Here is a 25,286-nt window from a genome sequence, read left to right as displayed (position 1 = left end):
CGTCCGAAGCAATAGGTGAGCATCATTGTGGGGCAGGATGTCGGGAGCGCTCCGGCCGACCACCCCCTCCAGAGGTGAGCATCGGGCTCGGAGCCGACCAGTGTGATGTGGGGGAGGTTGGGTGACCTCGGCGACGCTGTCCACGCCCGTCCGTACCCCGCCGTCGGCGCCCGGTGGCCGATCGGCGGGTACCCGATCCCGGACCAGTCAGCGGGGCTACGTCCGGACGCTCGTGGTGCTGGACACCGCCGTGCTGTCGCTGGCGGTCCTCGCCGGCTACGCCACCCGCTTCGGTGATGCCGTGCCACGCGGCTCGGAGATCCCGTACGTGCTGGTCGCGCCGGCCCTGGTCCTGGTCTGGCTGGTCTCGCTCAAGGCGCTGCGCTGCTACGACGACCGGGTGCTCGGCTACGGTGCGGACGAGTACCGGCGGGTCAGCGGGGCGAGCCTGCGACTGGCCGGTGGGGTCGCGATCGCCGGCTACATCTTCGACGCCGGGGTCTCCCGGGGCTTCCTCGGCATCTCCTTCGCCGTCGGCACCGTCGGGCTGGTGGCCACCCGGTTCGCTGCCCGCAAGGCACTGCACCGGGCCCGCTGCCGGGGCGACGGCTGGTCCCGCCGGGTCCTCGTCGTCGGGGACACCGCGCACGTGCTGGAGCTGGTGCACACCCTGCGCCGGGAGCCGTACGCCGGCTACCACGTGGTGGGCGCGTGCATCCCCGACGCGCTGCTCGCCCCCGTACCGCAGCGGCTCAGCGACGTGCCGGTGGTGGGTTCCCTGCGGGGCATCCCCGAGGCCGCCGCCGCGATCGGCGCGGACACCGTCGCGGTCACCGCGTCCGGCGAGCTGACCGCGACCCGGCTGCGCCGGCTGGGCTGGCAGCTGGAGGGCACCGGGATCGACCTGGTCGTCGCCCCCGCCCTCACCGACGTCGCCGGCCCGCGCATCCACACCCGCCCGGTGGCCGGCCTGCCGCTGATCCACGTCGAGGCACCGGAGTTCCGGGGGGCCCGCAAGCTGGTCAAGGAGTTCGTCGACCGGTCCGCCGCCGCGGTGGCGCTGGCGCTGCTGCTGCCGCTGGTGGCGCTGATCGCGCTGGCCGTCCGGCTGGACAGCCGGGGGCCGGTGCTGTTCCGGCAGACCCGGGTCGGGCAGGGCGGCCGGGAGTTCGGGGTGCTGAAGTTCCGCACCATGGTGGTCAACGCCGACGCGATGCTGGCCGAGCTGGTCGCCCGCAACGAGACCAACGGCCTGATGTTCAAGATGCGCGACGACCCGCGGGTCACCCGGATCGGGCGGCTGCTGCGCAAGTGGTCGCTCGACGAACTGCCTCAGCTGGTCAACGTGCTGCTCGGCCAGATGAGCCTGGTCGGCCCGCGCCCGCCGCTGCCGTCCGAGGTGGCCCGCTACGACGGCGACGTGGCCCGCCGCCTGCTGGTCAAGCCGGGCATGACCGGCCTCTGGCAGGTCAGCGGCCGGTCCGACCTGAGCTGGGAGGACGGCATCCGGCTGGACCTCTACTACGTGGAGAACTGGTCGCTCGCCGCCGACCTGACCATCCTGTGGAAGACCTTCGGCGCGGTGCTGCGCGGGCGCGGAGCGTACTGACCGGCGGGCCCGGCACCGGGCCCGCCGGGCTCACTCCTGCGGGCCGGTCCAGTCCAGGCAGACGACCACCGCGTCGTCGACCAGGTCACCGGCGACGAAGGCGCGCAGGTCACCGATGAGCGAGCGGACCGCGTCCAGCGGCGTCATCGGTCCGGTACGCCGCAGGAAACGGTCCAGCGCCGTCTCGCCGTACCGGACGTGCTGCCCGGTCGCGTCGATCACGCCGTCGCTGAGCACGAACAGCCGGTCGCCACGGCGCAGCTCGAAGCTCTGGTGCCGGTAGTCGGTGCCCTCGAACATGCCCAGCGGGAACTGCTTGTCGAGCGCCTGCTCGCTGACCTCCCCGTCGCGCAGCAGCACCAGCCGGGGCGACCCGGCGTCCACCGCCGTCAGCACCCCGGTGGCCAGATCCAGCTCCATCACCAGGGCGGACAGGTGCTGTTCGCCCCGGTGCAGGGCGTAGACCGCCTGGTCGGCGAGGGCGACCTGGTCGGCGAGGGCCAACCCGCCCCGGCGCGCGTTGCGCAACGCGTGGGTGGCCAGCGCGGTGAGCATCGAGGCGGCCACCCCCTCACCGGTGCCGTTGATGGCCGACAGCCACAGCCGGGTGCCGTCGTCGGACCAGTCGAAACTGTCCCCGCGCACCGCGTAGGCCGGTTCGAGCTGGCCGGCGAGGCGGAACGACGGCCGGTCCCGGCTGCGCCCCGGCAGCAGTTCCCACTGCATCTCGGCGGCGAGGGTGAGCCGGCGGGCCCGGCGGGAGGCCCGGTAGACGTCGGTGCCGGCGGTGACGGCGGCCAACTCGTGCCCCAGGGCGGTGGCGATGCGGGTCAGCTCCCCGACCGCCGTCAGGTCGTCGGGCACCGGGGTCAACCGCAGCACCCCGCGCCGCTCACCCCGCATGCCGACGGGGAACCAGCCCACCCCGTCGGCGAGCACCGGCTGCTGGTGGTCGTAGCAGCGCCAGGCCGGGTGACCGGGTCCGGTCAGCGGGTCGCCGCCGCCCAGCGGCAGCAGCACCGACAGTCGGTAGTCGACCTGGAACAGCTCCACGTCGGTGATCCGGTACGACCGCTCCAGCTCGTCGGCGAGCCGTGCCAGCAGCAGGTCCGCGGGTGACTCGGTCAGCACCCGTCGGGCCCGGCACTCGGGTCCGCTTGTCACGTACGCCTCCTGACAGCGCAGATCCCCTGGTACGGGGGGTAGTCTCGGGCCCACCATGGCCGAAGAAAGTGGTCCTGACGGACCAGACGTGAGTATGGCCGCCGAGCTGGACGCCGCGACAGGGGCCCTGCTCTCCGTGTGGGAGGCGGCCCGGGAGAGCACCACCAGCCGGCTGTCCAGCGCGCAGCTACGTGCCGTCATGGTGGTCGAACGGCACGACGGGATCAACCTGCGCCGGCTCGCCACCCTGCTCAACATGCTGCTCTCCTCGGCGAGCCGGCTCTGCGACCGGCTGGTCGCCGCCGGCATGCTGGAGCGGGAGCCGGGCCGGTCTGACCGGCGGGAGATCGCCCTGCACCTGACCCCGGAGGCGACCCGCCTCCTGGTCGAGCTGCGCCGGGACCGCCGGCAGCGGCTCGCCGCCGTGCTGGCCGGGATGAGCGGGGAGGGCCGGACGGCGTTGCTGCGCGGGCTGGTGGAGTTCGACCGGGTGGCGCGGGCCCGGGAGGGGGAGGGCGGGCCGGTGGTCGAGTTGCCGTCCGCACCGCCCCCGCCGAGGGCCCGCCCCGGCGGCGGCGCCCCGGCGGCCCGTTCGGCCTGACCCGGCGTCACGGGGTGGTGGCCAGCAGGGCCTGACGCAGGTAGTCCCCGGCACGGGGGTGCTCGGTCAGGGCGGTGGCGCACACCCGGAGCATGGTGTCCGGCAGTGCGGAGCCGTCCCGGGCGTCGGGCACCTCCGTCTGCCAGCGGACGAACTCGACCAGCAGCCCCGGGTCGCCGACCCGGATCGCCGCGGCCAGCGCGTCGACCAGCTGCGCGACCGCGCCGGCGACCTCCTCGACCCGGTCGGGCGTCGGGGCCACCTCGCGCAGCACGAGCTGCACGAGGTCGCGACGGCGGCGCAGCACCGCGACGTACTCGTCGGCGCCGGTCGCCGGCCCGGAACCGGCGTGCGGTGCCGCGCACAGCGGGCCGGCCAGCAGCCGGGCCGCGTCCCGGGCGGTCGCCCCCCAGCCGGCGGCGCCGACGGCGGCGGCCCAGCGGCCGTCCGGGCCGAAACCCGGACCACCTGCCACCACCGGCACCCCGGCCGCCCGGCACGCCTCGATCATCCGCCCCGCCCGGATCAACCGGCTCGGCTGCACGCAGCTCAGCAGCACCGCGTCCGGGCCGGTCTGGTGCAGGTAGGAGACCAGGTGCCGGACCGGCACGCTGGCGCCGAGGAAGGTGACCCGCCAGCCGGCCGCGCGGACCACCTCGACGACGATCCGGGCGGCCAGCGCGTGCCACTCGCCCTCGACGCAGGCCATCACCACGTGCCCCCGCCCGCCCGTCGGGCCGCAGCGGGCGGCGACCGCCTCGACCACCTGCTCGCTGACGTGGGTGGCGGCGTGCTCCTGGGCGACGCTCCACCGGCCGGTCAGCCAGCGCAGCCCCACCTCGCGCTGGGTCACGGCGACCAGGTCCACCAGGACGTCGGCCACCGACGAGCCGGCGTCCAGCAGTCCGGTCGCGATCCGGGTGGCGGCGGGCAGGTCGGCCCGGTCCAGGCAGTCGAGGTACGCCGCGACGACCTCCGGGCCCACCACGGCCGGCCCGGCCGGCGGGCCCGCAGCCGCGGCGGCCGGCCCGGCCGGTCGGCTCACGCCGGGTCCGCCGCGCGGACGGCCAGCATCGCGATGTCGTCGTGGCTCTCCCCGTCCAGCCACTCGTCGACGAGTTGGAGCAGCCAGTCGATCACGGCGGCGGGCGGCAGGCCGGCCACCGCGGCGAGCGACTGCCGCAGCCGCTGCTCGCCGAACATCTCGACGGCCGCCGCGCCGCCGCGTGCCTCGGTCACCCCGTCGGTGTACGCCAGCAGCAGCTCACCGGGGGCGAGGCGCACCTCAACCTCGACGAAGGTGGCCGAGGCGAACGCACCGATCGGCATCCCGCCCACCCGGGCCTCGACGATGCTGCCGTCGGCGCGTACCACCAGCGGGGACGGGTGCCCGCCGCCGGCGATGCGGACCCGCAGGCCGCCGTCATCCCCCGGTTCGGTGGTGCCCAGCAGCAGGGTGGTGAACTGGCTGCGCCGGGCGGCGTCGGGGGAGTCGAACAACGCCCGGTTGAGCAGGGTGACGAGTTCCCGGGGACGCTGCTCGACCAGCCGCAGGGTCTGCAACGACTGGCGTACCCGGCCGGTGAGCACGGCCGCGCCGACCCCCTTGCCGCAGACGTCGCCGAGGGCGAACAGGGCGCCGGTGGCGGTGCGGAAGACCTCGTAGAAGTCGCCGCCGATGCGCAGGCTGTCCCCGGCGGAACGGTAACCGCCGGCGAGGGTGACGCCGGGCACCTGGGGCAGTTCCGGGGGGAGCAGGCTGTGCTGGAGCACCCGGGCCAGGTGGGCCTGCTCGCCGTAGAGTTCGGCGGCGGCGACCGCGGAGCCGGCACGGGCGGCGAACTCCCGGGCCAGCTCGATGTCGCGCTGGTCGAAGCCGGGCCGGCCGACCCGCCGGACCAGGATCAACGCGCCGGCCGGCCCGCCGGCGCTGGGCATCGGGCTGATCAGCACGGTGCCGGGGCGGCCGAAGTCCGGCGGCAGGACGGCGCCCAGGTCGGCCAGTTCGGCGTCGAGCCAGGGACTGGGGTCGGTGGTCGCGCCGCTGAGCGCCTCGACGAGCCCGGGGACCGCGTCGGTCAGCTCCGGGCCGGCGACCCCACCGACCGGGGCGGGGTCGCCGTCGGCGTACCGCAGCCAGTGCGGGACGTCCTCGCCGGGTTGCGGGGGTCGGTGCACGACCAGGGCCGCGTCGGCCAGGTAGGGCACGGGCAGCGTGACGGCGCTGCGCAGGGTCTGCTCGCGGTGCAACGAGAGCCCGAGCCGGCTGCCGGCCCGGGCCAGGAACGCGGTGCGGGAACGCTCGGCGAGCAGCGCGTCGGTGCGGGCGTGTTCGTCGGTGACGTCCCGCACGTACCAGGCGCAGCCCCCGCCGGCCAGCGGGCGGCAGACCCCGCGCAGCCGGCGTCCCCGGTGCTCGGCGTCGAACGTCGCGGCGTCCCCGGTGACCGCGCGGGCCAACGCCGGCACGGTGCCCGACGTCAGGTCGGTGCCGGGGGCCAGCTCGGGCAGGAGCTGCCCGGCCATCGCGTTGACCAGGGTGACCCGCCCGGCCCGGTCGGTGGTGACCACCGCCTCGGCGAGCCCGTCGAGCAGTTCCCGGGCGAGCTGCGGGTCGGCCGGCAGCGGGCCGTCCGGCGACGGGTGGGCCGGGGCGGGGGAGACCTGTCCGCCTCCGCTCACCGGGCCGGCGTGCCCGTCCCGGTGGGTCGTCGTCACCGCCGGTCGCCGGGCGCGTCGGTCTGTCGACCTCTGCGCATGCTGGGAATGCTCTCCTCGGTAGGAATTCGTTGCCTCAGGGAAAGCGTACCGAGGTGGGCCGACGATCGGCCAGCGCGGAACCGGGGGTCATCCCGGGCGGGAGAGCCAGCCGGACGGCCGGGCGATGATCCGGCGTACCACCGCGCCGGCCCCGCCGACGGCGGCGGACTCGGCCCCGAGCGCCGCCGGACGGACGGTCACCGGGGACCACCCGCTGGTGAGCACCCGGGCGTCGAGTTCGGCCAGCACCGGCGGGCACAGCCACTGCGCCAGGGTCGCGTATCCGCCGCCGAGCACGACGGTGTCCAGGTCGAGCAGGTTCACCACCCCGGAGACGGCCACCCCGAGCGCCGTGCCGGCGGCGTGCAGCGCGTCGAGCGCGGCCGGGTCGCCGGAGCAGGCCAGGTCGGCCAGCCGGCGGGCGGCGGTGTCGGCCGGCAGGTCCACCCCGGCCAGCCCGGCCGCGACCAGCACGGCCTCCTGCCCGGCGTACGTCTCCAGGCAGCCGCGTGCCCCGCAGCGGCAGGTGGGGCCGCCCGGATCGACAGGTACGTGACCCAGTTCGCCGCTCCACCCCCGGGAGCCCCGGAACAGCGCCCCGTCGAGCACGATCCCGGCGCCGATGCCGATCTCGCCGGAGACGTGCAGGAAGCTCTGCGGGCCGCCGGGGCGGGCGTGCAGCTCACCCAGTGCGGCGAGGTTCGCCTCGTTCTCCACCACCAGCGGCGGCACCCCGTCGACCGGGTCGGTGAGGGCGGGGTGGTCGGCGAGCAGGGCCGGCACGTCGACGTCGCGCCAGCCGAGGTTGGGGGCGAGCCGGACCAGGCCGCGCGCGTCGACCAGCCCCGGCACGGCCAGCGCCGCCCCGGCCAGGCCGAGCCCGGCGGCGTCGGCGGCGGTACGCGCCCGGCGGGCCAGGGCGACCAGGTCGGTGAGCGCGTCGGCGGGGGAGAGGGGGCGCAGGTCGACCCGGCGCACCTCGTGGTGCCGGACGGCGCCGGTGAGGTCGACCACGCAGGCGGCGAGGTAGTCGACGTTGACCTCCAGGCCGAGCCCCGCCGGCCCGGTGTCGCCGAGCAGCAGTCCCCGGGCGGGGCGGCCGGCGCCGGTGCGGGGCGCGGGGTCGGCCTCGGTGACCAGCCGGCCGGCGATCAGGTCGTCGACGACGGCCGACACGGTGGCCCGCGTCAGGCCGGTGTCGGCGGCGATCTCGGCCCGCGACGGCGGCCGGCCGGTGCTGGCGATCCGCCGCAGCACCACGGCGAGGTTGAGTTCGCGCAGGCTTCCCTGGCGGACCGCGCCGACGGTCCGGGTCTCGGTCACCCCTTGACAGTGCCACAGCACGGCCATTTAATTCAACCACTGAACAAATTGCGGGCGACACACCCACCGCCACCACCATCATCACCACCGGAGGTCTGCCATGGCACCCCGTCCCACCCCCGCCGACAAGTTCTCCTTCGGGCTCTGGACGGTGGGCTGGCAGGCCCGTGACCCGTTCGGCGACGCCACCCGCCCCGAACTGGACGCCGTCGAGGCCGTGCACCGGCTCGCCGAGCTGGGCGCGTACGGCATCACGTTCCACGACGACGACCTGATCCCGTTCGGCGCCGACAACGCCGCCCGGGAGGCGCAGCTCGCCCGGTTCCGCAAGGCCCTCGACGAGACCGGCCTGGTCGTGCCGATGGTCACCACCAACCTCTTCACCCACCCGGTGTTCAAGGACGGCGGCTTCACCAGCAACGACCGTGACGTCCGCCGCTACGCGCTGCGCAAGGTGCTGCGCAACGTCGACCTCGCCGCCGACCTGGGCGCCAAGACCTTCGTCATGTGGGGCGGCCGGGAAGGCTCCGAGTACGACGTCGCCAAGGACATCCGGGCCGCGCTGGACCGCTACCGCGAGGCCGTCGACGTGCTCTGCCAGTACGTCGTCGACCAGGGCTACGACCTGCGGTTCGCCATCGAGCCCAAGCCGAACGAGCCGCGCGGCGACATCCTGCTCCCCACCGTCGGGCACGCCCTGGCGTTCATCTCCGAGCTGGCCCGCCCCGAGATGGTCGGCCTCAACCCGGAGGTCGGGCACGAGCAGATGGCCGGCCTCAACTACGCCCACGGCATCGCCCAGGCGCTCTGGCAGGGCAAGCTGTTCCACCTCGACCTCAACGGCCAGCGCGGCATCAAGTACGACCAGGACCTGGTCTTCGGCCACGGCGACCTGATGAACGCGTTCGCCCTGGTCGACCTGCTGGAGAACGGCGGCCCCAACGGTGGTCCGGCGTACGACGGCCCGCGTCACTTCGACTACAAGCCCTCCCGCACCGAGGACATCGCCGGGGTGTGGGCGTCGGCCGAGGCCAACATGGCGACCTACCTGCTGCTCAAGGAGCGGGCGGCGGCGTTCCGGGCCGACCCGGAGGTGGTCGAGGCGCTCGCCGCCAGCAAGGTCGGCGAGCTGGCCAGCCCGACGCTGGGCGAGGGTGAGGGCTACGCCGGGCTGCTCGCCGACCGGTCCGCGTTCGAGGAGTTCGACGTGGACGCGACGGCCGCGAAGGGCTTCGCCTTCGTCCGGCTCAACCAGCTCGCCGTCGAGCACCTGCTCGGCGCGCGCTGAGGCGGCCCGGCATGCCGCTCGTCGCCGGGGTGGACTCGTCCACCCAGTCCTGCAAGGTGGTGATCCGGGACGCGGAGACCGGCGCGCTGGTCCGTGAGGGCCGCGCGCCGCACCCGGACGGCACCGAGGTCGACCCACGGGCCTGGTGGGATGCCCTGCTGGCCGCCGTCGAGGCGGCCGGCGGGCTGGCCGACGTGGCGGCCGTGTCGGTCGCCGGTCAGCAGCACGGCATGGTCTGCCTCGACGAGGTGGGCGAGGTCGTCCGGCCGGCGCTGCTGTGGAACGACACCCGGTCCGCCGACGCGGCCCGGGACCTGATCGCCGAGGCCGGCGGTGGGGAGACCGGCCGCCGGTTCTGGGCCGACGCGGTGGGGCTGGTCCCGGTGGCCAGCTTCACCGCCACCAAGCTGCGCTGGCTGGCCCGGCACGAGCCGGAGCACGCCGCCCGGGTCGCCGCCGTCTGCCTGCCGCACGACTGGCTGACCTGGCGGTTGGCGGGTGCCCCCGGCCTGGCGGCGCTGCGCACCGACCGGGGTGACGCCAGCGGCACCGGCTACTGGTCCCCGGTGACCGGGCAGTACCGTCCCGACCTGCTGGAGAAGGCGTTCGGTCGGGTCGTCGAGGTGCCCACGGTGCTCGGTCCGGCCGCGCAGGCCGGCGTGCTCGACCCGGCCGTGCTCGGCGACGGCCGGGCGGTGCCGGGCGGGGACGTCCTGCTCGGCCCCGGCACCGGGGACAATGCCGCCGCCGCGCTGGGGGTCGGTGCCGGTCCGGGCGACGTGGTCGTCTCGATCGGCACCTCGGGCACGGTCTTCGCGGTGGCGGACACGCCGGCCGCCGACGCCGGTGGCGCGGTGGCCGGGTTCGCCGACGCGACCGGCCGGTTCCTGCCGCTGGTCTGCACGCTCAACGCGGCCCGGGTGCTCGACTCGGCGGCGACGCTGCTCGGCGTCGACCTCGACACCCTGTCCGAGCTGGCGTTGAGCGCCCCGCCCGGGGCCGACGGCCTGGTCATGGTGCCCTACCTGGAGGGTGAGCGGACCCCGGACCGCCCCACCGCCACCGGCTCGGTGCACGGCCTCACCCTGCGTACCGCCACCCCGGCGCACCTGGCCCGGGCGGCGGTGGAGGGGATGCTCTGCGCGCTGGCCGACGGACTCGACGCGCTGGTCGCCCAGGGCGCGACGGTCGAGCGGGTGATCCTGGTCGGCGGCGGCGCCCGCTCGGCGGCGGTCCGCCGGATCGCGCCGCAGGTCTTCGGCCGTCCCGTGGTGGTGCCCCCGCCCGGGGAGTACGTCGCCGACGGCGCGGCCCGCCAGGCCGCCTGGGTCGCCCTGGGCGGCGCGACGCCGCCCACCTGGGAGCCGAAGGACACCGAGGAGTACGCGGCGGAGCCCGTCCCCGCCATCCGCCAGCGGTATGCCGAGGCCCGCGACCACACCCTCGACCGGGTGGCCGTGCCGGGGGAGTGACCCACCCGACCGACGATGTCGGCCGGTGACCGGCGCACGGGGGCCGGTCACCGGCCGACGGCCGGTCCCGCCCCGCGTGGCCCGGCCCGCGTGGCCCCGCCCGGCGGGGGTGCCCGTCGGGTCGGGAGGCGCACCTGGTTGGCTGCCGGACATGACCGGCAGCAGGATCTCCCGGCGCGGGAACGCGGCGCACCGCCTCTACAGCGTCGTGGTGTTCGTGGTGCTCGCCTCCCTGGACAACGTGGCGATCGGCCTGGTGCCCCCGCTGTACGGGCCGATCTCCGGGGCGCTGGGCGTACCGCAGCGGATGCTCGGCCTGGTCACGGCGGTGAGCTTCCTGGTCAGTGCGGTCGCGGCGGTGGCCTGGGCGTACGTCGGCGACCGGACCAACCGCAAGCCGCTGCTGATGGTCGGCACGCTGGTCTGGGCGGCCGGCACCGGGGGCAGCGCGTTCGCCACCGGCTTCCCGACGTTCCTCGCCGCGCAACTGGTGGCCGCGGTCGGGTTGGGCGCGGTCGGCTCGGTCGGGTTCTCCGTGGTCACCGACCTGATCTCCCCGCGCCGCCGGGGGCTGGTGATGAGCTTCTGGGGGCTGTCGCAGGGGGTCGGCACCCTGGCCGGGACGCTCACCGGCGGGCTGCTCGGCGCGACCGACTGGCGACGCCCGTTCCTGCTGCTCACCGTCGTCGGTCTGGGCGCGACGGTGGCCTATCTGCTGACCTACGACATCCGGCGCGGGCAGAGCGAACCGGAGCTGGCCGCGGCGATCGAGGCCGGTGTCGAGTACGACTACCGGATCACCCGCTCCGACCTGCCGCGCATCCTGGGCCGACGGACCAACCGGTGGCTGATCCTGCAGGGCCTCACCGCGCAGGCGGCGTTCGGTTCGCTGGTGTGGCTGCCGGTGCTGTTCGCCGAGCGGGCGCAGGAGCAGGGCTACTCGACGGCGACGGCGGTCGTGGTGGGCAGCGTCTTCGCCACCCTGTTCCAGCTCGGTGGGGTGTTCTCCATCGTCGGCGGGCTGGCCGGGGACGCGCTGCAACGGCGTACCCCCCGGGGCAGGGCGCTGGTCGCGGCGGTCGGCGTGCTCGCGGCGCTGCCGTTCTACCTGGTGTTGTTCTTCGTGCCGATCCGGATCGACGTGCCCGACGGCGGCGGCACCGGTGCGGTGGTGGGTGCCGTGCTGGCCAGCGTGGTGACTGAGCCGACGGTCGGGCTGAGCCTGCTCACCGCCGTCGTCGCGTTGGCGTTGACCTCGGCGAACTCGCCGAACTGGTTCGCCCTGATCGCCGACGTCAACCCGCCGGAGCACCGGGGCACCGTCTACAGCCTGGGCAACCTGGTCAACGGGGTCGGCCGGGCCGCCGGCAACGGGCTGGTCGGCGCGGCCTTCCACGCGCTGCGGGCGGCCTTCCCGCCGCCGCTCAACTACGCCGTCGGGCTGGCCGCGTTCCAGCTCTTCTTCATCCCCACCGGGCTGATGTACTGGCTGGCCTCCCGCACGTCGCCCGGCGACATCGCCGCCGTGGGTGACCTGCTGCACGACCGCGCCGACCGCCACTGACCTGCTGGTGCCGGCCCCGCCCCGGGCTGGTTCTGCGCCGGTTGGTCTCGCGTCGGTTGGTCTGACGTCGGGTGGGTGTCGTACCGGGCTGCCCGTTCCCGCATCGACGGTCGCCATGCGGGCGTCCGTGCTGTCAGCGCCTGTCGCCTGTGCGCAAGCTCCTTGTGCCGCCCCCGTCCGGCGCAACTGGTAGCTGTCGCTGTCGGGGATGGATACCTCGGTCGGGTCCTTTCGAGCTGATGACGCCAACGAATCACCGCCAGGGGCGGGATCGGGTACGACCGAACCACCGCCCCGGGGAGACGGCTCGCCGCAGATCCGGGTCGCCGGTGACCTCACCCCGTGAATCGTTGACGCCATCAGCTCGAAAGGACGCGAAGAGCATTACCAAGGTCGCCGTGTCCCTCCGGGGCCTGCCGCCAGCCTCACACCGGCCCCGGCACGCCCCCGGCATCAGCATCAGGCACCCCGCCACCCCGCCACCCCTGCCACCAGGCCACCCCTGCCACCCCGGCCCGGTCCGGTCCGAAGTCCGGTCTGAACCGACCCTCGGTCCGAACTCCACCCCGGCCCGGGTCCGAACTCCGGCCCCGGACCGGCTGGGCGCCGGGGCCGGGGCCGGAGTTCAGGGCCGGGGGTGGGTCAGGAGTGCCGCACCCAGACCGTGACGTCGGTGGGGACCCGACCGTCGGCGTCCAGCGGCGCGCTGCTGTGCAGCAGCTCCCCGGCCGGCGGCGGCACCGCGGCCGTGCCGAAGTTGGTCAGCACGGTCAGCCCGCCGTTGCGGAAACTCAGCACCTCGTCGCCCGAGGAGAGCCACTCCAGCGTCCCCCGACCCAGGGCGTGCTCGCGGCGCAGCCGCAACGCGGTCCGGTAGGTCTCGTACGTCGAACCGGGCACCCCCCGCTGCCGGTCCAGGGCGTACTCGGCCCACAGCGGCGGCTGCGGCAGCCAACTGGCGTCGGCCGGGCCGAAGCCGTACGACGGGGCGTCGGCCTCCCACGGGATCGGCACCCGGCAGCCGTCCCGACCGCGCTGGGTGTGGCCGCTGCGTTCCCAGGTCGGGTCCTGCCGGGACTCGTCGGGCAGCGTGGTGTGCTCCGGCAGCCCCAACTCCTCACCCTGGTAGAGGTAGGCCGAGCCGGGCAGGGCGAGCATCAGCAGGGTGGCCGCCCGGCCCCGGCGCAGGCCCAGCGCGGCGTCCGGCTGGGGGTCGCCGATGCCGATGCCGTTGGGCCGCCCGCCCTGGGCGGACAGCCCCAGCCGGGAGGCGTGCCGGATGACGTCGTGGTTGGACAGCACCCAGGTGGTGGGGGCCCCGACCGCGTCGGTGGCCTCCAGCGAGCGGGTGATCACCGCATACTGGGCGGGAGCCGTCCAGGCGGCGAGCAGGTACTCGAAGTTGAACGCCTGGTGCATCTCGTCGGGGCGGACGTAGCGGGCGATCCGTTCGGCCGGCTCCACCCACGCCTCGGCGACGAGGATCCGGTCGCCGTCGTAGGAGTCCAGCACCCGCCGCCACTCGCGGTAGACCTCGTGGACGCCGTCCTGGTCCCACATCGGCGGGCGCGGCTTGTCCGCCTCGTTGCCGGAGAGGATCTCCTGCGGCTCCTCCCAGTTGGCCAGGTCGGCCTGCTTGATCAGGCCGTGCGCCACGTCCACCCGGAAACCGTCGACGCCCCGGTCCAGCCAGAACCGGAGCACGTCGAGGAACTCGGCGCGGATCTCCGGGTTGTCCCAGTTGAGGTCCGGCTGGGCGGTGTCGAACAGGTGCAGGTACCACTGGCCGGGCCGGCCGTCGGGCTCGACGAGCCGGGTCCAGGCGGGGCCGCCGAAGACGCTCTGCCAGTCGTTGGGGGGCTCCGCACCGTCCGGGCCGAGACCGTCGCGGAAGATGTACCGGCCCCGCTCGGGGCTGCCGGGGGCGGCGGCGACGGCGGCCCGGAACCACCGGTGCGCCGACGAGGTGTGGTTGGGGACCAGGTCGACGATGACCCTGAGACCCTTCGTGCGGGCTTCGGCGATCAACCTGTCGGCGTCGGCCAGGCTGCCGAACAGCGGGTCGACGTCACGGTAGTCGGCGACGTCGTAGCCCGCGTCGGCCTGCGGCGACGGGTAGAACGGCGACAGCCAGACGGCGTCGACACCCAGCTCGGCCAGGTGACCGAGCCGGGCGGTGATGCCGGGCAGGTCACCGATGCCGTCACCGTCGGAGTCGGCGAAGGAACGCGGATAGATCTGGTAGATGACGGCCTCGGTCCACCATCCGGGTGCCACGCCCACGGACTGTTCCTGCTGCCTCGCGTCGGTGTTCAGAGCCTTCTCCCTGTGTCGAGCCGGTCGAGCCGTGCGGTCGAATCCGTTCAGTTTGCCCGGGGCGGGCCGGTCGATTCCCGTACCACCAGGCGAGTGGGCAGGATCACCGGCGGGTGCGGCGCGGGGGCGTCCGCCCCGGCTGCGCGCGGGGCCGGCACCCGGCCGGCGTCCGGCTCGGCGGCGGCGACGCCCAGCGGGTCGAGCAGCATCCGGGCGGCGAGCCGGCCCTGCTCGGCGGCGGGTTGGGCGATGGTGGTCAACCCGAGCACGGCGGACAGGTCGTGGTCGTCCACGCCGATCACGCTGACGTCCTGCGGGACGCGCAGCCCGGCGTCGCGCAGCGCGGTCATCGCGCCCATCGCGATCTCGTCGCAGGCGGCGAAGATCGCCGTCGGTGGTTCGCCCCGGGCCAGCAGCTCGACGGTGGCCCGGTTGCCGCCGTCGATGGTGAACTGCGACTCCATGTCCAGGCGGGGGTCGGGGCGTAGCCCGGCGCGGCGCAGCGCCTCCTGGTAGCCCCGGCGGCGGTCGGTGTGGGTGGTGAAGGCCAGCTCGTCGTCGGGGTCGCCGGAGATGTGGGCGATCCGTCGGTGGCCCAGGTCGAGCAGGTGCCGGGTGGCCGTCCGCGCCGCGGCCACGTCGTCGATCCGCACGCAGGGCCAGCCGGGGACGGTGCTACCGGAGCTGATCGTGATGCCGGGCAGGTGCAACTCGGCCAGGGCGGTCAGGTCGGCCGGGCGCAGCGGGGTGGCGACCAGCATGATCGCGTCCACCCGCTTGTGCAGGTTGGCGGTGCGCAGCACCCGTTGCCGCACCTGCTCGCGCCCGCCGAGGTTGTAGAGCAGCAGGTCGTAGCCGGACTGGTGGAGGAAGTCCTCGACCGCCTCGACGACGGTGCCGAAGAACCACCTGGTGATCCGGGGCACCACCACGGCGACCGTGCCGGTGCGGCCACCGGCCAGCCGGGAGGCGCTCGGTGAGACCGCGTACTGGAGCTGTTCGGCGGCGGCGAGCACCCGGCGGCGGGTCGCGGCCGACACCGTCGGCAGGCCGCGCAACGCCCGGGAGACCGTGGCCGTGGAGACCCCGGCCAGCCGGGCCACGTCGTCGATTCTCGTCACGCTGTCGTTCCCCCGCTCCGCGCCGACCCCCGTCGCCGCCCGGCAGCACCGGGCGGCGACGGACGGCCGTCAACCCTTGACGCTCCCGGCGAGCAGGCCACGCACGAAGAAGCGCTGCAACGACAGGAACACCACCAGCGGTACGACGATCGAGACGAACGCGCCCGCGGTGAGCCGCTGCCACTCGTTGCCCCGGGTGCCGGCCATCTCGGCCAGGCGCACGGTGAGCGGGGCGGTCTCGTTGCCGCCACCGGCGAAGATCAGCGCGACCAGCAGGTCGTTCCAGACCCAGAGGAACTGGAAGATGCCGAACGCCGCCAGCGCCGGGGTGATCAGCGGCAGCACGATGGTGCGGAAGATCTTGGGGTGGGTGGCCCCGTCGACCCGGGCCGCCTCCATCAGGTCCCGGGGGAGCTGCGAGATGAAGTTGTGCAGCAGGAACACCGCGAAGGGCAGGGCGAAGCAGGTGTGCGCGAACCACACCTGGGCGAACTTCTGCTCGTCCACCAGGTTCCAGGCCGGCATGAGCTGGACGCCGGCGAGGGTGACCCCGGTGGAGAAGAACTTCAGCAGCGGCACCAGGGCCATCTGCAACGGCACGATCTGCATCGCGAAGATCGCGATGTAGAGCCAGTCCCGTCCCCGGAAGTTGATCCAGGCCAACGCGTACGCGGCGAGTGAGGCGAACGCCAGCGGGAAGAGCACCGACGGGATGGTGATGGCCAGCGAGTTGATGAAGTAGCTGGCCAGCTGACCCGACGACGAGGAGGAGCCGAACAGGACGTCCTGGTAGTTCTCCAGGGTGAACTGCGGGTCGGTGAAGAAGGTCCACCACCCGGTGGACTTGATCTCGGCCTCGGGCCGGAACGAGGAGACGAACAGGCCGAACGTCGGGATCGTCCAGAGCAGCGCGATGACGATCGAGACCAGGGTGGCCGTACGGCTGTTGAGCCGGCTACGGACCCGGCCGGCGGTGCTCGTCGGCTTCCCGGTGGCCTGGGCCCCGGCTCCGACGGTGGGCGTGGCGGTGGTCATCTCAGCCCTCCCGCTGTTGACGCAGGTTGCGGATCTGGTAGATCACGATCGGGATCACCAGGATGAAGAGGAAGACCGCCAGGGCGGAGCCCTGCCCGTTCTCGCCGTACCGGAACGCCTGGTTGTACATCTCGTTGGCGATCACGCTGGTGTCGTAGTTGCCGTTGGTGGCGGTCCGGACGATGTCGAAGACCTTCAGCGTGGCGATCGACAGGGTCACCACGACCACGATCAGCGCGGGCCGGATGCTCGGCATGGTGATCTGCCAGAACATCTGCCACGGGCTGACCCCGTCGAGGCGGGCCGCCTCGACGATGTCCGCCGGGATCGCCTTGATCGCGGCGGAGAGCACGACCATGGCGAAACCGGCCTGGATCCACACCATGATCACGATGAGCAGGAAGGTGTTCAGCGGTGAGTCGAGCAGCCACTGCCGGGGTTCACCGCCGAGGCTGACCACGATCTGGTTGAGCAGGCCGATCTGGTCCTGCTCCTCGCTGCGGTAGGCGTAGACGAACTTCCAGATGATGCTGGCCCCGACGAACGAGATCGCCATCGGCAGGAAGATCAGTGACTTGGCGATGGACTCGAACCGGGCCTTGTCCACCATCACGGCGTAGAGCAGGCCGAACGTGGTGGCCACCAGCGGCACCAGCAGCACCCAGATCAGGGTGTTGAGCAGCACCCGGACGATCGAGTCCTCGGAGAACATCCAGCCGTAGTTGCGCAGTCCCACCCAGTCGTTGCTGCCGGCGTCCATGAAGGAGAGCAGCACGGTGCGCAGCGCCGGCACCACCAGCCCGACGGAGAGCAGCAGCAGCGTCGGCAGCAGGAAGAAGAGCGCGAACAGGCCCTCCCTCGGCTTGCGTCGGCGGGGCAGGGGGCCGCCACCGGTCGAGGCGGCGACCAGCTGCGCCTCCCGACGGCGGGCGAACCAGGCCGGCACCACGTCGAGGAGCAGGAGCAGACCGCCCACCACCGCGACGAAAGCGATCAGCCCGTACATCAGCATGAGGAACTTCGGCTGTTCCTCAGCGAAGTCGAACTCCATCGACCCTCCCTCTCAAGGGTTCGTATCCGACGGGTGGCCCGGTCCGCACCGTGCGGACCGGGCCACCCGTCTCAGATCACTTCCAGCTGTTCTCGATGCCGTTCAGCACCGTGGTGGTGTCCTTGCCGTTGATCCAGTCGACCATGCCCTTCCAGAAGGTGCCGTTGCCGACCGCGGCCGGCATCAGGTCGGAGCCGTCGAAGCGGAAGACGGTCTTCGGGTCCTGGAGGATGCCCACGGAGAGCTTGTCCACCGGGTTCGGGACGTTGGCCAGGTCGAGCTTCTTGTTCGCCGACACCCAGTCACCGATCTTGGCGCGGCTGTTGGCGTACTCGCCGGAGGCGAGGTAGGTCTGCACCGCCTGGACCTCGGGACGGTCGGTGAAGGCCGCGACGAACTCGCCGCCACCCAGCACCGGCTTGCCCTTGGCCGCGTCGATCGACGGGAAGTAGAACGCGAAGACGTCGCCGTCCTCGGCCACCTTGGTGCCCTCGGGCCACTGGTTGGCGTAGAAGGACGCCTGCCGGTGCAGGGCGCACTTGCCGGTGGTGATCGGCACGCCGGCCTCCTGGAAGGAGGTGGTGGCGATGCTCTTCACGCCGCCGAAGCCGCCGTTGACGTACTTGTCGTTCTTGAGGATGGTGCCGGCCCGGTTGAGGGCGTCGGCGACCTGCGGGCTGTTGAACGGGATGCCGTGGGTGGTCCACTGGTCGTAGACCTCGGGCCCGGCCGTACGCAGCAGCACGTCCTCGATCCAGTCGGTGGCCGGCCAGCCGGTGGCGTCACCGGACTCGATGCCGGCGCACCACGGCTTGGTGCCGCTGGCCGCGATCGTGTCGGAGAGCTTGATCAGCTCGTCCCAGGTGGTGGGGACCGCCCAGCCCTTCTCCTTGAAGGTCTTCGGCGAGTACCAGACGAACGACTTGACGTTCGAGCCCAGCGGGGCGCCGTAGAACTGGCCGTTGATGGTGGTGTACTTCAGCCAGTCGGGGGAGAAGTTCGCCTCGGCCTCGGTCTTGGTGGCGGCGGCGACGGGCTTGAGGTTGCCGCCGTCGACGAACCGCTTGACCAGGCCCGGCTGCGGGATGAAGGCCAGGTCGGGCGCGTTGCCGCCCTGCACCCGGACGGGGAGCTGGGCCTCGAACTCGCCGGAGCCCTCGTGGTCGATCTCGATGCCGGTGCAGTCCTCGAACTGCTTCCAGGACTGGGCCAGCCGGTCGGCCTCGATGTCCCGGATCGACGAGTAGATCGTGACCTTCTTGCCGTCGTTGTCACCGTACTTCTCGTATGCGGCGCATTCGGCCGAACCCGCGTTGCTGCTCTTCTTGTCGTTGCCGGTGCCACAGGCGGCGGCGCCGAGCGCCAGCCCCAGCACGCCGGCGATCGCGAGAGCCTGGCGTGATCTGGCAAACGCCATGCCGTTCTCCTTCCTTGCCGGCGCGCCCACAGGTGGGGGAACCCGACGCCGGTCCGATGAGTCGTCCCCACATGTAAGCGCTTGCATGCCGATCGGTCCACCCCCTGGCGGACACGGCCCGGTAACAATCCCGAAATCCCCTCATCGCAGGTGGAGGCGCTCCCACCCGTGCTCACCGAGTAGGGGTCGACAGGGGTAGGCGCGGGTTGGCATCGATGGCGATATCTGCCACCCTCAACGCAAGACATTGAAGGATCTCGACATCGGAGGTGTGCGGTGCGCAGACGGTGGAGCCTGCTGGCGGCCCTGTTGGTCACCGGGACCCTGGTCCCGGCCGGTCCGGCCTGGGCCGCGCCCACGTTCAAGGTGCCCTTCCCCTGCAACCAGTCCTGGTCGGGTCAGACCCGGTCGGACCACAGCCCGGCGAACGCGATCGACTTCAACCGCACCGACGACCAGGGCGATCCGGTGGTCGCCAGTGCCCCGGGCACCGTCGACCGGGTCACCGACCTCGGTGGCACGAGCTACGGCAAGTACGTCCGGATCGACCACGGCGGCGGCTACACGACCTACTACGCCCACCTCAACGGCTTCAACGTCTCGGTCGGCCAGAAGGTCGGCTACGGCAAGGTGATCGGCTGGGTCGGTAGCACCGGCGGCTCCACCGGCCCGCACCTGCACTACGAGCAGCGCCTCAACGGCGACGACATCAAGGTCAAGTTCAACGGCACGCTCGCGCTGTACTGGGGCACCAAGACGTACACCAGCGGCAACGGCTGCTCCAGCGGCACCGGGTCGGGCACGGTCGACACCGCCGGCTCCCCGCTGACCGTGCGCTCCGGGCCGGGCACCGGCTACGCGTCGGTCGGCACGGTCGCCGACGGCGCCACGGTCACCATCGGCTGCCAGACCAGCGGCACCACGGTCACCGGCACCTTCGGCACCAGCTCGATCTGGGACCGGATCGGCTCCGGCCGGTTCATCGCCGACGCCTACGTCTACACCGGCCACGACGGCTACATCCCCAACGTGCCCCGCTGCTGACCCCGTCGGGCACCGGGCCGCCGGGCCCGGTGCCCGGTCAGCCGTTGAGCCGCCAGATCGAGAAGTTCAACGCGGCGGCGAAGGTGACCCAGGCCCAGTAGGGCAGCAGCAGGGCCGCCGCCGGCCGCCGGACCCGCCAGAAGGCGACCACCGTCACCGCGATCGCCAGCCACATCAGCACGATCTCGGCGAAGGCCAGGCCGTAGCGTCCCGCGCCGAAGAACAGCGGGGTCCAGATCGCGTTGAGCACCAGCTGGACCGTCCACGCCCACAGCGCCGGGCCGAAGCCGACCCGCCGCCAGACCAGCCAGCCGGCGACCGCGATCAGCGCGTACAACACGGTCCAGACCGGGCCGAACAGCCAACCCGGCGGGGCCCAGGCCGGCTGCTGGAGCGAGGCGTACTCGTCGCGGGTGCCGGACACCCCCAACCCGCCGATCGCGGCGGCGACCGCGACGGCCGCGCCGAAGCCGAGCAGCACCCACCAGGTTCGCGCCGTGCCGGTCCGCCGGTCGCTCCGGGTTATCTCCATGGTCAAGATATTTCCCGGGTACGCGATCCCAAACCCGTTGCGGCCCCGGACAGCACAGCGCCGGGGTCGTCGGTGCCGGATGCTCCTGTCTGGGAGGACGGAGCTTCCGGGGGCGACGACCCCGGCGGGTCAGGTGCGGGTACCGGCGTCAATTGAAGATGCTGACACCACCCGGGCCGACCAGAAGGCCGACGACGATGAGGACGATGCCCCACAGGATCTGCCGGCGGAACAGCGCGAGGATGCCGGCGACCACGAGTACGACTGCGAGAATCCAGAGAATCAGCTCCATGGCTGCTGAATACCCGGCGTCCCGATTCCGAAAACCTGCTTCTCAGTCGATCTGATCACCGCCGAGGTGGAAGACGCTGTACGCCTGTTTGATCACCGGATGGGCGACGTTGCGTACGCGTACCCCGCCCGGGGTGACACCACGTTCGCTGCCGGCGTGCGCGTGCCCGTGCAGGGCGAGCGCGGTCGGCGCCGAGTCGATCGCCTGACCGAGCTGGTACGACCCGAGGAACGGGTAGATCTCCAGCGGCTCGCCGGCCAGGGTGTCCGGCACCGGGGCGTAGTGGGTCAGCGCGACGAGCAGGTCGCAGTCCAGCCCGCGCAGCGCCTCGCCCAACGCCGCCGCGCTCTCGTTGCTGGTCCGGACGAACGACTTCATCTCCGGCTCGCCGAAGTCGCTGGCGCACCGCCCGGCGAACCCGCCGCCGAAGCCCTTGACGCCGGCCACCCCGAGCCGGCCGCCGGGGCACTCCAGCACCGTCCCGGTCCCCTCCAGCACGGTGATCCCGGCATCCTCCAGCACCTTGACCACCTGCGGCACCTGGTCGCACTGGTGGTCGTGGTTGCCCAGCACGGTGACCACCGGCACCCCGAGCCCGCCGAACTCCTCGGCGACGCAGCGCGCCTCGGCCTCGGTGCCGTGCCGGGTCAGGTCGCCGGCGAGCAGCAGCACGTCGGCGCAGTCGGGCAGCTCCTCCAGGGCCGGGCGGAACCGGCCCAGCACGTCGGCGTCCAGGTGCACGTCGCCGACCGCGGCGATCCGGATCATCGGGTCCTCCTCACGGCAGCTCCTCGACCTGCACCGGCGCCTGGGTGCGGATCACCCCGATGTCGCTGGTGATCGCCTCGTCGGGGAACCGTTCGGCCACCCGGCGCAGGATCTCCGCCCGGCGCTGCGGGCTCTCCACCTCGCCGGTGAGGACCAGTCCCGGTTCCCGGCGGACCACGGTGATGCCCTGCTCGGCGACGTCCGGGTCCTCGGTCAGCAGCCGTTGGATCTCCGCCTCGACGTAGGCGTCCGGCGGGCCGGCGCTGTGCTCGGTCACGGGGTCTCCCTTCCCTCGGGGATGCGGGCGTACGGCACCGGCGTGCCCCCGTACGGGACGACGTCGAGCCGGTCCAGCAGCATCAGGAACGCTTCGGCGTACGGCGAGTGCTGGGTCTCCTTGCGTACCCGCTCCCAGTCGATCTGTTCGCGCAGCGACCGGGCCAGCGGCAGCCCCCGGGCGAAGTCGCAGTAGTGCTGGGAGAAGCTGAGCAGCTTGTGCACCATCAGCCGGGTCGCCGAGAGCACCGGCATGCGGATGGCGTCCACCGGGCGGACCACCGTGTCGGCGAGGGTCTCGCGGGTCACCGGGGTCTCCACCGGCCGGTGGATCAGGTCCACCATCCGCCCGTCGTCGTAGACCTTGACCAGCCAGTCCTCCGGCGGGCGCTCGGCGGTGAAGCCCTCGTCGGTCAGCGCCTGCAGGGCCCGCTCGACGTCCGCCTCCTGGAGCAGGAAGTCCACGTCGTGCTCGCTGGAGTGGCCGCCGTGGGCGTAGACGGCGAAGCTGCCGCCGAGGGCGAAGGGGATCTCGTTCTGCTTGAGCACGGCGGCGACCCGCTTGAGGGTGTGCAGGAGGCTGACGTCCCCGCGCTCGGCCATCTGGTCTCTCCCGTCGTGAACGGTCGGTGGGAAATGACGTTGCGTACCCGGCGGTCCGCCCGCCCACACCTGCCGGGCGTGCCGGTCCGGTCATCGCGCCCGTCCGGGCATCGACCGGACGGGCGGGATGCGCCGGTCGGATATCCTGGGCAGGGTGGCCAGATCGCGGCGCGCGACCGACGGTGGGACCCGACTGCGGCGCGTCGCGCTGATCGGCATCGACGGTTCCGGCAAGACCACCCAGGCGTACCGGCTCGCCGCCGCCCTCACCTCGGCCGGGCGACCCGCCACCTACCACCGCAACGCGGGCGGCCGGCGCTGGCTGGGCCGGCTCGCCGCCCGGTTCGGCCGGGCCGACGCGCAGCTGCTGGTGGGCCGGGACGGGATGCTCGCGGTGGAGTCCGTGCTGCGCTGGCTGGCGATCGCCGCCGCGCTGCTCAGTTGCCTGGTGACCGGCCGTACCGCCGTGATGGACCGCTACTCCGCCTGCCAGTACGCCAGCATCCGGGCGCACGGTGGGCAGCGGTGGGAGCGGCTGGCCCGGGCCGGCTACCGGGTCTTCCCCGCACCACAGGTCACCTTCCTGCTCGCGGTCGACCCGGTCGAGGCGTACCGGCGGATCGAGCGGCGGGGCGAGGACCACGAGACGATGGGTTGGCTGACCGCCGCCGACGCGGCCTACCGGTCGCTGCCCGAGTACCCGGGTTTCGTGGTGGTCGATGCCGGCGGCGGGCCCGACGAGGTGTCCCGGCGGATCCGCGCGCACCTGGCGCGCTGGTTGCCGCCGGAGGAGGCCGGGCCGGTCGTCGATGATGCGCCGGACGGCACCGGACCGTCCACCCCGCAGGCCGCTGGCGGGCCCCGCGAGCCGGTCGCCGCGCAGACCCGCCCGTAGACCGAGCCGATTCCACCGGACCGGCCGAGGCGCGTCAGGCTGCGCAACTGGGAGTCTGGGCCGGCACGCCCCCGGAGCGGGGGATACTTCCTGTCGGATACGCGCGGTCGTGGTTGACGCTCGCGGCTCATGAAAGTAAGTTTCATCCGTGGCGAAAAGTCCGAAGATTTCCGCGAGTCACGAGCCGGGTGGACTCATCGTCCACATCAGTGGCCTGCTCCCGTCGCTGTCCCCCGCCGAGCAGCGGGTCGCCCGACTGGTCGTCGCCGACCCGGCCGATGCCGCCCGACGGACGATCACCGACCTCGCCACCGCCGCCGAGACCTCCGAGGCCACCGTCATCCGGTTCTGCCGGTCCGTCGGCATGGACGGCTACCCGCAGTTGCGGATCCGGCTCGCCGCCGAGGCCGCGCGCCGCATCGAGCCGCCGGACGCCCGGGTGGTCGGCGGGGACATCCCGCCCGGTGCCGACCTGGCCCAGATCATCGCCACCATCTCCTTCAACGACGCGCGGGCCGTCGAGGAGACCGCCGAGCAGCTCGACCCGGCCGTCTGCGAGCAGGTCGTCGAGGCGATCGTCAGCGCCGGCCGGATCGAGGTCTACGGTGCCGGCGCGAGCGGGTTCGTCGCCTCGGACTTCCAGCAGAAGCTGCACCGCATCGGTCGGGTGGCGTTCTCCTTCCCCGACGTGCATACCGCGCTGACCTCCGCCGCCCTGCTCGGCAGGGGCGACGTGGCGATCGGCATCTCGCACAGCGGCACCACCTCCGACGTGATCGAGGTGCTCGAACAGGCCCGCTCCCGGGGGGCGGTCACCGTCGCGCTGACCAACTTCCCCCGCTCGCCGATCACCGAACGGGCCGACTTCGTCCTCACCACCGCCGCCCGCGAGACGACCTACCGGTCCGGGGCGATGGCCAGCCGGCTCGCCCAGCTCACCGTGGTGGACTGCCTCTTCGTCGGGGTGGCCGCCCGGAACCGGACCCGGACCCGGCGGGCGCTGGAGGTCACCGCCGAGGCGGTGCGAACACGCCGGGTCGGCGGCGGTCGGAGGCGCTCGTGACCGCCGGTCGGGTCGGGCCGGACGACGTGGTGGGGCAGCGGGGCGGCGAGGGCGTGGTCGACCTGCGGCCGGTGGTCCGCGTCGGGGCCCCGACCGAACAGCGCAACCCGCACAGCACCGACCTCGACCTGATGTCGACCCGGGACGTGCTCACCGTGATCAACGACGCCGACCGGCGGGTGCCGGCGGCGGTGGCCGCCGTCCTGGACGAGATCGCGGTGACCGTCGACCTCGCGGTGACCGCACTGCGCGGCGGTCACCGGGTGCACTACTTCGGGGCGGGCACGTCCGGCCGCCTCGGGGTGATCGACGCCGCCGAGCTGGCCCCCACCTTCAACTCCCCGCGCGGCTGGTTCTGCGCCCACCTGGCCGGCGGGCCGGACGCGATGTGGCAGGCCGTGGAGGACGCCGAGGACGACCTGGCCGGCGGGGCCGACGAGGCCGCCAGGTGCGTCACCGCCGGGGACCTGGTGGTGGGGCTGGCGGCGAGCGGACGCACCCCGTACGTCCTGGGCGCACTCGACGCGGCCCGGCAGCGGGGGGCCGCGACCGTGCTGCTGTGCGCCAATCCGGAGGTCCGGGCGGCGGCCGGGGTCGACGTGGTCATCGGGGTCGACACCGGTCCCGAGGTGGTGACCGGCTCGACCCGGATGAAGGCGGGCACCGCGCAGAAGCTGGTGCTGAACACCTTCTCCACGGCGGTGATGGTGCGGCTGGGTCGGGTCTACTCCAACCTCATGATCGATATGGTGGCCACCAACGCCAAGCTGCGGGGCCGGATGATCTCCATTCTGATCGAGGCGACCGGCTGCTCCGAGGAGGTCTCCCGGCGGGCTCTGCACGAGGCCGACGGCGACCTGAAGACGGCACTGGTCTCGCTGCTGTCCGGGGCCGGGACCGACGCGGCCCGCGCCGCGCTGGCCCGGACCGCGCACCAGGTCCGGGGTGCCATCGCCCTGCTCGCCTCCTGACCGCCCCGCCGGCCGACCCTGCCGAGGGTGCGCGGGGGTGTCACCCTGCGGGGGTGACACAGAACACCGTGTCGCCGGGACGTCCGCCACGCCACGGATTGTTGTTCGGGGCGTGGGGTAA

23 protein-coding genes are annotated in these 25,286 nt (G+C 73.3%); 9 read left to right on the top strand and 14 right to left on the bottom strand.

Translation table 11 applies throughout. From position 1 onward, the window contains the following. Positions 1 to 121 precede the first annotated feature (121 nt). A complete protein-coding gene (locus ACN268_RS15755) occupies positions 122 to 1,609 on the top strand; it encodes a sugar transferase (RefSeq protein WP_204928106.1) in 1,488 nt (495 codons plus the stop codon). Between the two features lie 30 nt (positions 1,610 to 1,639). Here ACN268_RS15755 and ACN268_RS15750 read toward each other — a convergent pair whose 3' ends face one another. Further along, the gene (locus tag ACN268_RS15750; protein ID WP_421483838.1) at positions 1,640 to 2,773 is read right to left on the bottom strand and encodes a PP2C family protein-serine/threonine phosphatase; all 1,134 of its coding nucleotides are present in this window, start codon (positions 2,771 to 2,773) and stop codon (positions 1,640 to 1,642) included. 94 nt (positions 2,774 to 2,867) lie between these two features. Between ACN268_RS15750 and ACN268_RS15745 the strand changes: the two genes are divergently transcribed. Continuing rightward, positions 2,868 to 3,374, top strand: a complete 507-nt coding sequence (locus ACN268_RS15745) for a MarR family winged helix-turn-helix transcriptional regulator (protein ID WP_421486908.1) — start codon at positions 2,868 to 2,870, stop codon at positions 3,372 to 3,374. A gap of 7 nt (positions 3,375 to 3,381) precedes the next feature. Here ACN268_RS15745 and ACN268_RS15740 read toward each other — a convergent pair whose 3' ends face one another. From ACN268_RS15740 to ACN268_RS15730, 3 genes are all read right to left on the bottom strand, one after another. Further along, complete coding sequence (locus ACN268_RS15740; RefSeq protein WP_421483837.1) at positions 3,382 to 4,419, bottom strand: cobalamin B12-binding domain-containing protein; 1,038 nt, start codon at positions 4,417 to 4,419, stop codon at positions 3,382 to 3,384. Beyond that, on the bottom strand, positions 4,416 to 6,092 hold the full coding sequence (locus tag ACN268_RS15735; RefSeq protein WP_421483836.1) for a SpoIIE family protein phosphatase: 1,677 nt from the start codon (positions 6,090 to 6,092) through the stop codon (positions 4,416 to 4,418). The genes ACN268_RS15740 and ACN268_RS15735 overlap by 4 nt, the downstream gene beginning before the upstream one ends. A 129-nt stretch (positions 6,093 to 6,221) precedes the next feature. Next, positions 6,222 to 7,484: an ROK family protein gene (locus tag ACN268_RS15730; RefSeq protein ID WP_357927961.1), complete on the bottom strand. Its 1,263-nt coding sequence runs from the start codon at positions 7,482 to 7,484 to the stop codon at positions 6,222 to 6,224. Positions 7,485 to 7,557: 73 nt separating this feature from the next. Here ACN268_RS15730 and xylA point away from each other — a divergent pair, with 73 nt between their 5' ends. The 3 genes from xylA (at position 7,558) to ACN268_RS15715 (ending at position 11,781) form a co-directional block, all read left to right on the top strand. Then, positions 7,558 to 8,745, top strand: a complete 1,188-nt coding sequence (xylA, locus tag ACN268_RS15725; RefSeq protein WP_282267598.1) for a xylose isomerase — start codon at positions 7,558 to 7,560, stop codon at positions 8,743 to 8,745. Between the two features lie 11 nt (positions 8,746 to 8,756). Then, positions 8,757 to 10,217 carry a xylulokinase gene (xylB, locus tag ACN268_RS15720; protein WP_421483835.1) on the top strand — a complete coding sequence of 487 codons (1,461 nt, stop codon included), beginning with the start codon at positions 8,757 to 8,759 and terminating at the stop codon, positions 10,215 to 10,217. A 151-nt stretch (positions 10,218 to 10,368) separates the two neighbouring features. Beyond that, the gene (locus ACN268_RS15715; protein WP_421483834.1) at positions 10,369 to 11,781 is read left to right on the top strand and encodes an MFS transporter; all 1,413 of its coding nucleotides are present in this window, start codon (positions 10,369 to 10,371) and stop codon (positions 11,779 to 11,781) included. A gap of 642 nt (positions 11,782 to 12,423) precedes the next feature. Here the strand turns inward: ACN268_RS15715 and ACN268_RS15710 are convergent. From ACN268_RS15710 to ACN268_RS15690, 5 genes are all read right to left on the bottom strand, one after another. Further along, the gene (locus ACN268_RS15710) at positions 12,424 to 14,097 is read right to left on the bottom strand and encodes a glycoside hydrolase family 13 protein (protein WP_421486907.1); all 1,674 of its coding nucleotides are present in this window, start codon (positions 14,095 to 14,097) and stop codon (positions 12,424 to 12,426) included. A 47-nt stretch (positions 14,098 to 14,144) separates the two neighbouring features. Continuing rightward, positions 14,145 to 15,218 (bottom strand): LacI family DNA-binding transcriptional regulator, encoded by a 1,074-nt coding sequence (locus ACN268_RS15705; protein WP_421483833.1) that lies wholly within the window; start codon positions 15,216 to 15,218, stop codon positions 14,145 to 14,147. Between the two features lie 69 nt (positions 15,219 to 15,287). Further along, entirely contained in the window at positions 15,288 to 16,253 is a 966-nt protein-coding gene (locus ACN268_RS15700) for a carbohydrate ABC transporter permease (RefSeq protein ID WP_204928097.1), read from the bottom strand. 1 nt (position 16,254) lies between these two features. Beyond that, on the bottom strand, positions 16,255 to 17,304 hold the full coding sequence (locus ACN268_RS15695) for a carbohydrate ABC transporter permease (protein ID WP_421483832.1): 1,050 nt from the start codon (positions 17,302 to 17,304) through the stop codon (positions 16,255 to 16,257). Between the two features lie 76 nt (positions 17,305 to 17,380). Then, positions 17,381 to 18,721: an ABC transporter substrate-binding protein gene (locus ACN268_RS15690; protein ID WP_204928095.1), complete on the bottom strand. Its 1,341-nt coding sequence runs from the start codon at positions 18,719 to 18,721 to the stop codon at positions 17,381 to 17,383. A gap of 276 nt (positions 18,722 to 18,997) precedes the next feature. On the opposite strand from ACN268_RS15690, the gene ACN268_RS15685 reads away from it, so the two are divergent. Continuing rightward, positions 18,998 to 19,765 (top strand): peptidoglycan DD-metalloendopeptidase family protein, encoded by a 768-nt coding sequence (locus tag ACN268_RS15685; protein ID WP_421483831.1) that lies wholly within the window; start codon positions 18,998 to 19,000, stop codon positions 19,763 to 19,765. 37 nt (positions 19,766 to 19,802) lie between these two features. Here the strand turns inward: ACN268_RS15685 and ACN268_RS15680 are convergent, their stop codons facing one another. The 5 genes from ACN268_RS15680 to ACN268_RS15660 form a co-directional block, all read right to left on the bottom strand. Beyond that, complete coding sequence (locus tag ACN268_RS15680) at positions 19,803 to 20,297, bottom strand: TspO/MBR family protein (protein ID WP_421483830.1); 495 nt, start codon at positions 20,295 to 20,297, stop codon at positions 19,803 to 19,805. Between the two features lie 148 nt (positions 20,298 to 20,445). Continuing rightward, positions 20,446 to 20,589 (bottom strand): GPGG-motif small membrane protein, encoded by a 144-nt coding sequence (locus tag ACN268_RS15675; protein WP_007464364.1) that lies wholly within the window; start codon positions 20,587 to 20,589, stop codon positions 20,446 to 20,448. A gap of 42 nt (positions 20,590 to 20,631) precedes the next feature. After that, positions 20,632 to 21,357 carry a metallophosphoesterase family protein gene (locus tag ACN268_RS15670; protein ID WP_357927978.1) on the bottom strand — a complete coding sequence of 242 codons (726 nt, stop codon included), beginning with the start codon at positions 21,355 to 21,357 and terminating at the stop codon, positions 20,632 to 20,634. A gap of 10 nt (positions 21,358 to 21,367) precedes the next feature. Beyond that, complete coding sequence (locus ACN268_RS15665; RefSeq protein ID WP_204928092.1) at positions 21,368 to 21,634, bottom strand: hypothetical protein; 267 nt, start codon at positions 21,632 to 21,634, stop codon at positions 21,368 to 21,370. Continuing rightward, complete coding sequence (locus ACN268_RS15660; protein ID WP_421483829.1) at positions 21,631 to 22,236, bottom strand: nucleotidyltransferase; 606 nt, start codon at positions 22,234 to 22,236, stop codon at positions 21,631 to 21,633. The genes ACN268_RS15665 and ACN268_RS15660 overlap by 4 nt, the downstream gene beginning before the upstream one ends. Positions 22,237 to 22,363: 127 nt before the next feature. Between ACN268_RS15660 and ACN268_RS15655 the strand changes: the two genes are divergently transcribed. The 3 genes from ACN268_RS15655 (at position 22,364) to murQ (ending at position 25,165) form a co-directional block, all read left to right on the top strand. Next, positions 22,364 to 23,131 (top strand): dTMP kinase, encoded by a 768-nt coding sequence (locus tag ACN268_RS15655; RefSeq protein WP_421483828.1) that lies wholly within the window; start codon positions 22,364 to 22,366, stop codon positions 23,129 to 23,131. A gap of 148 nt (positions 23,132 to 23,279) precedes the next feature. Next, positions 23,280 to 24,194: a MurR/RpiR family transcriptional regulator gene (locus ACN268_RS15650; protein ID WP_204928089.1), complete on the top strand. Its 915-nt coding sequence runs from the start codon at positions 23,280 to 23,282 to the stop codon at positions 24,192 to 24,194. Then, positions 24,191 to 25,165 carry an N-acetylmuramic acid 6-phosphate etherase gene (murQ, locus tag ACN268_RS15645; RefSeq protein ID WP_421483827.1) on the top strand — a complete coding sequence of 325 codons (975 nt, stop codon included), beginning with the start codon at positions 24,191 to 24,193 and terminating at the stop codon, positions 25,163 to 25,165. Before ACN268_RS15650 ends, murQ begins: the two co-directional genes overlap by 4 nt. Positions 25,166 to 25,286: the final 121 nt, after the last annotated feature.

The sequence above is a fragment of the Micromonospora sp. WMMD735 genome, assembly GCF_049178995.1.
Taxonomy (GTDB): Bacteria; Actinomycetota; Actinomycetes; order Mycobacteriales; family Micromonosporaceae; genus Micromonospora; species Micromonospora wenchangensis.
This window is presented reverse-complemented; position numbering and strand designations above follow the sequence as displayed.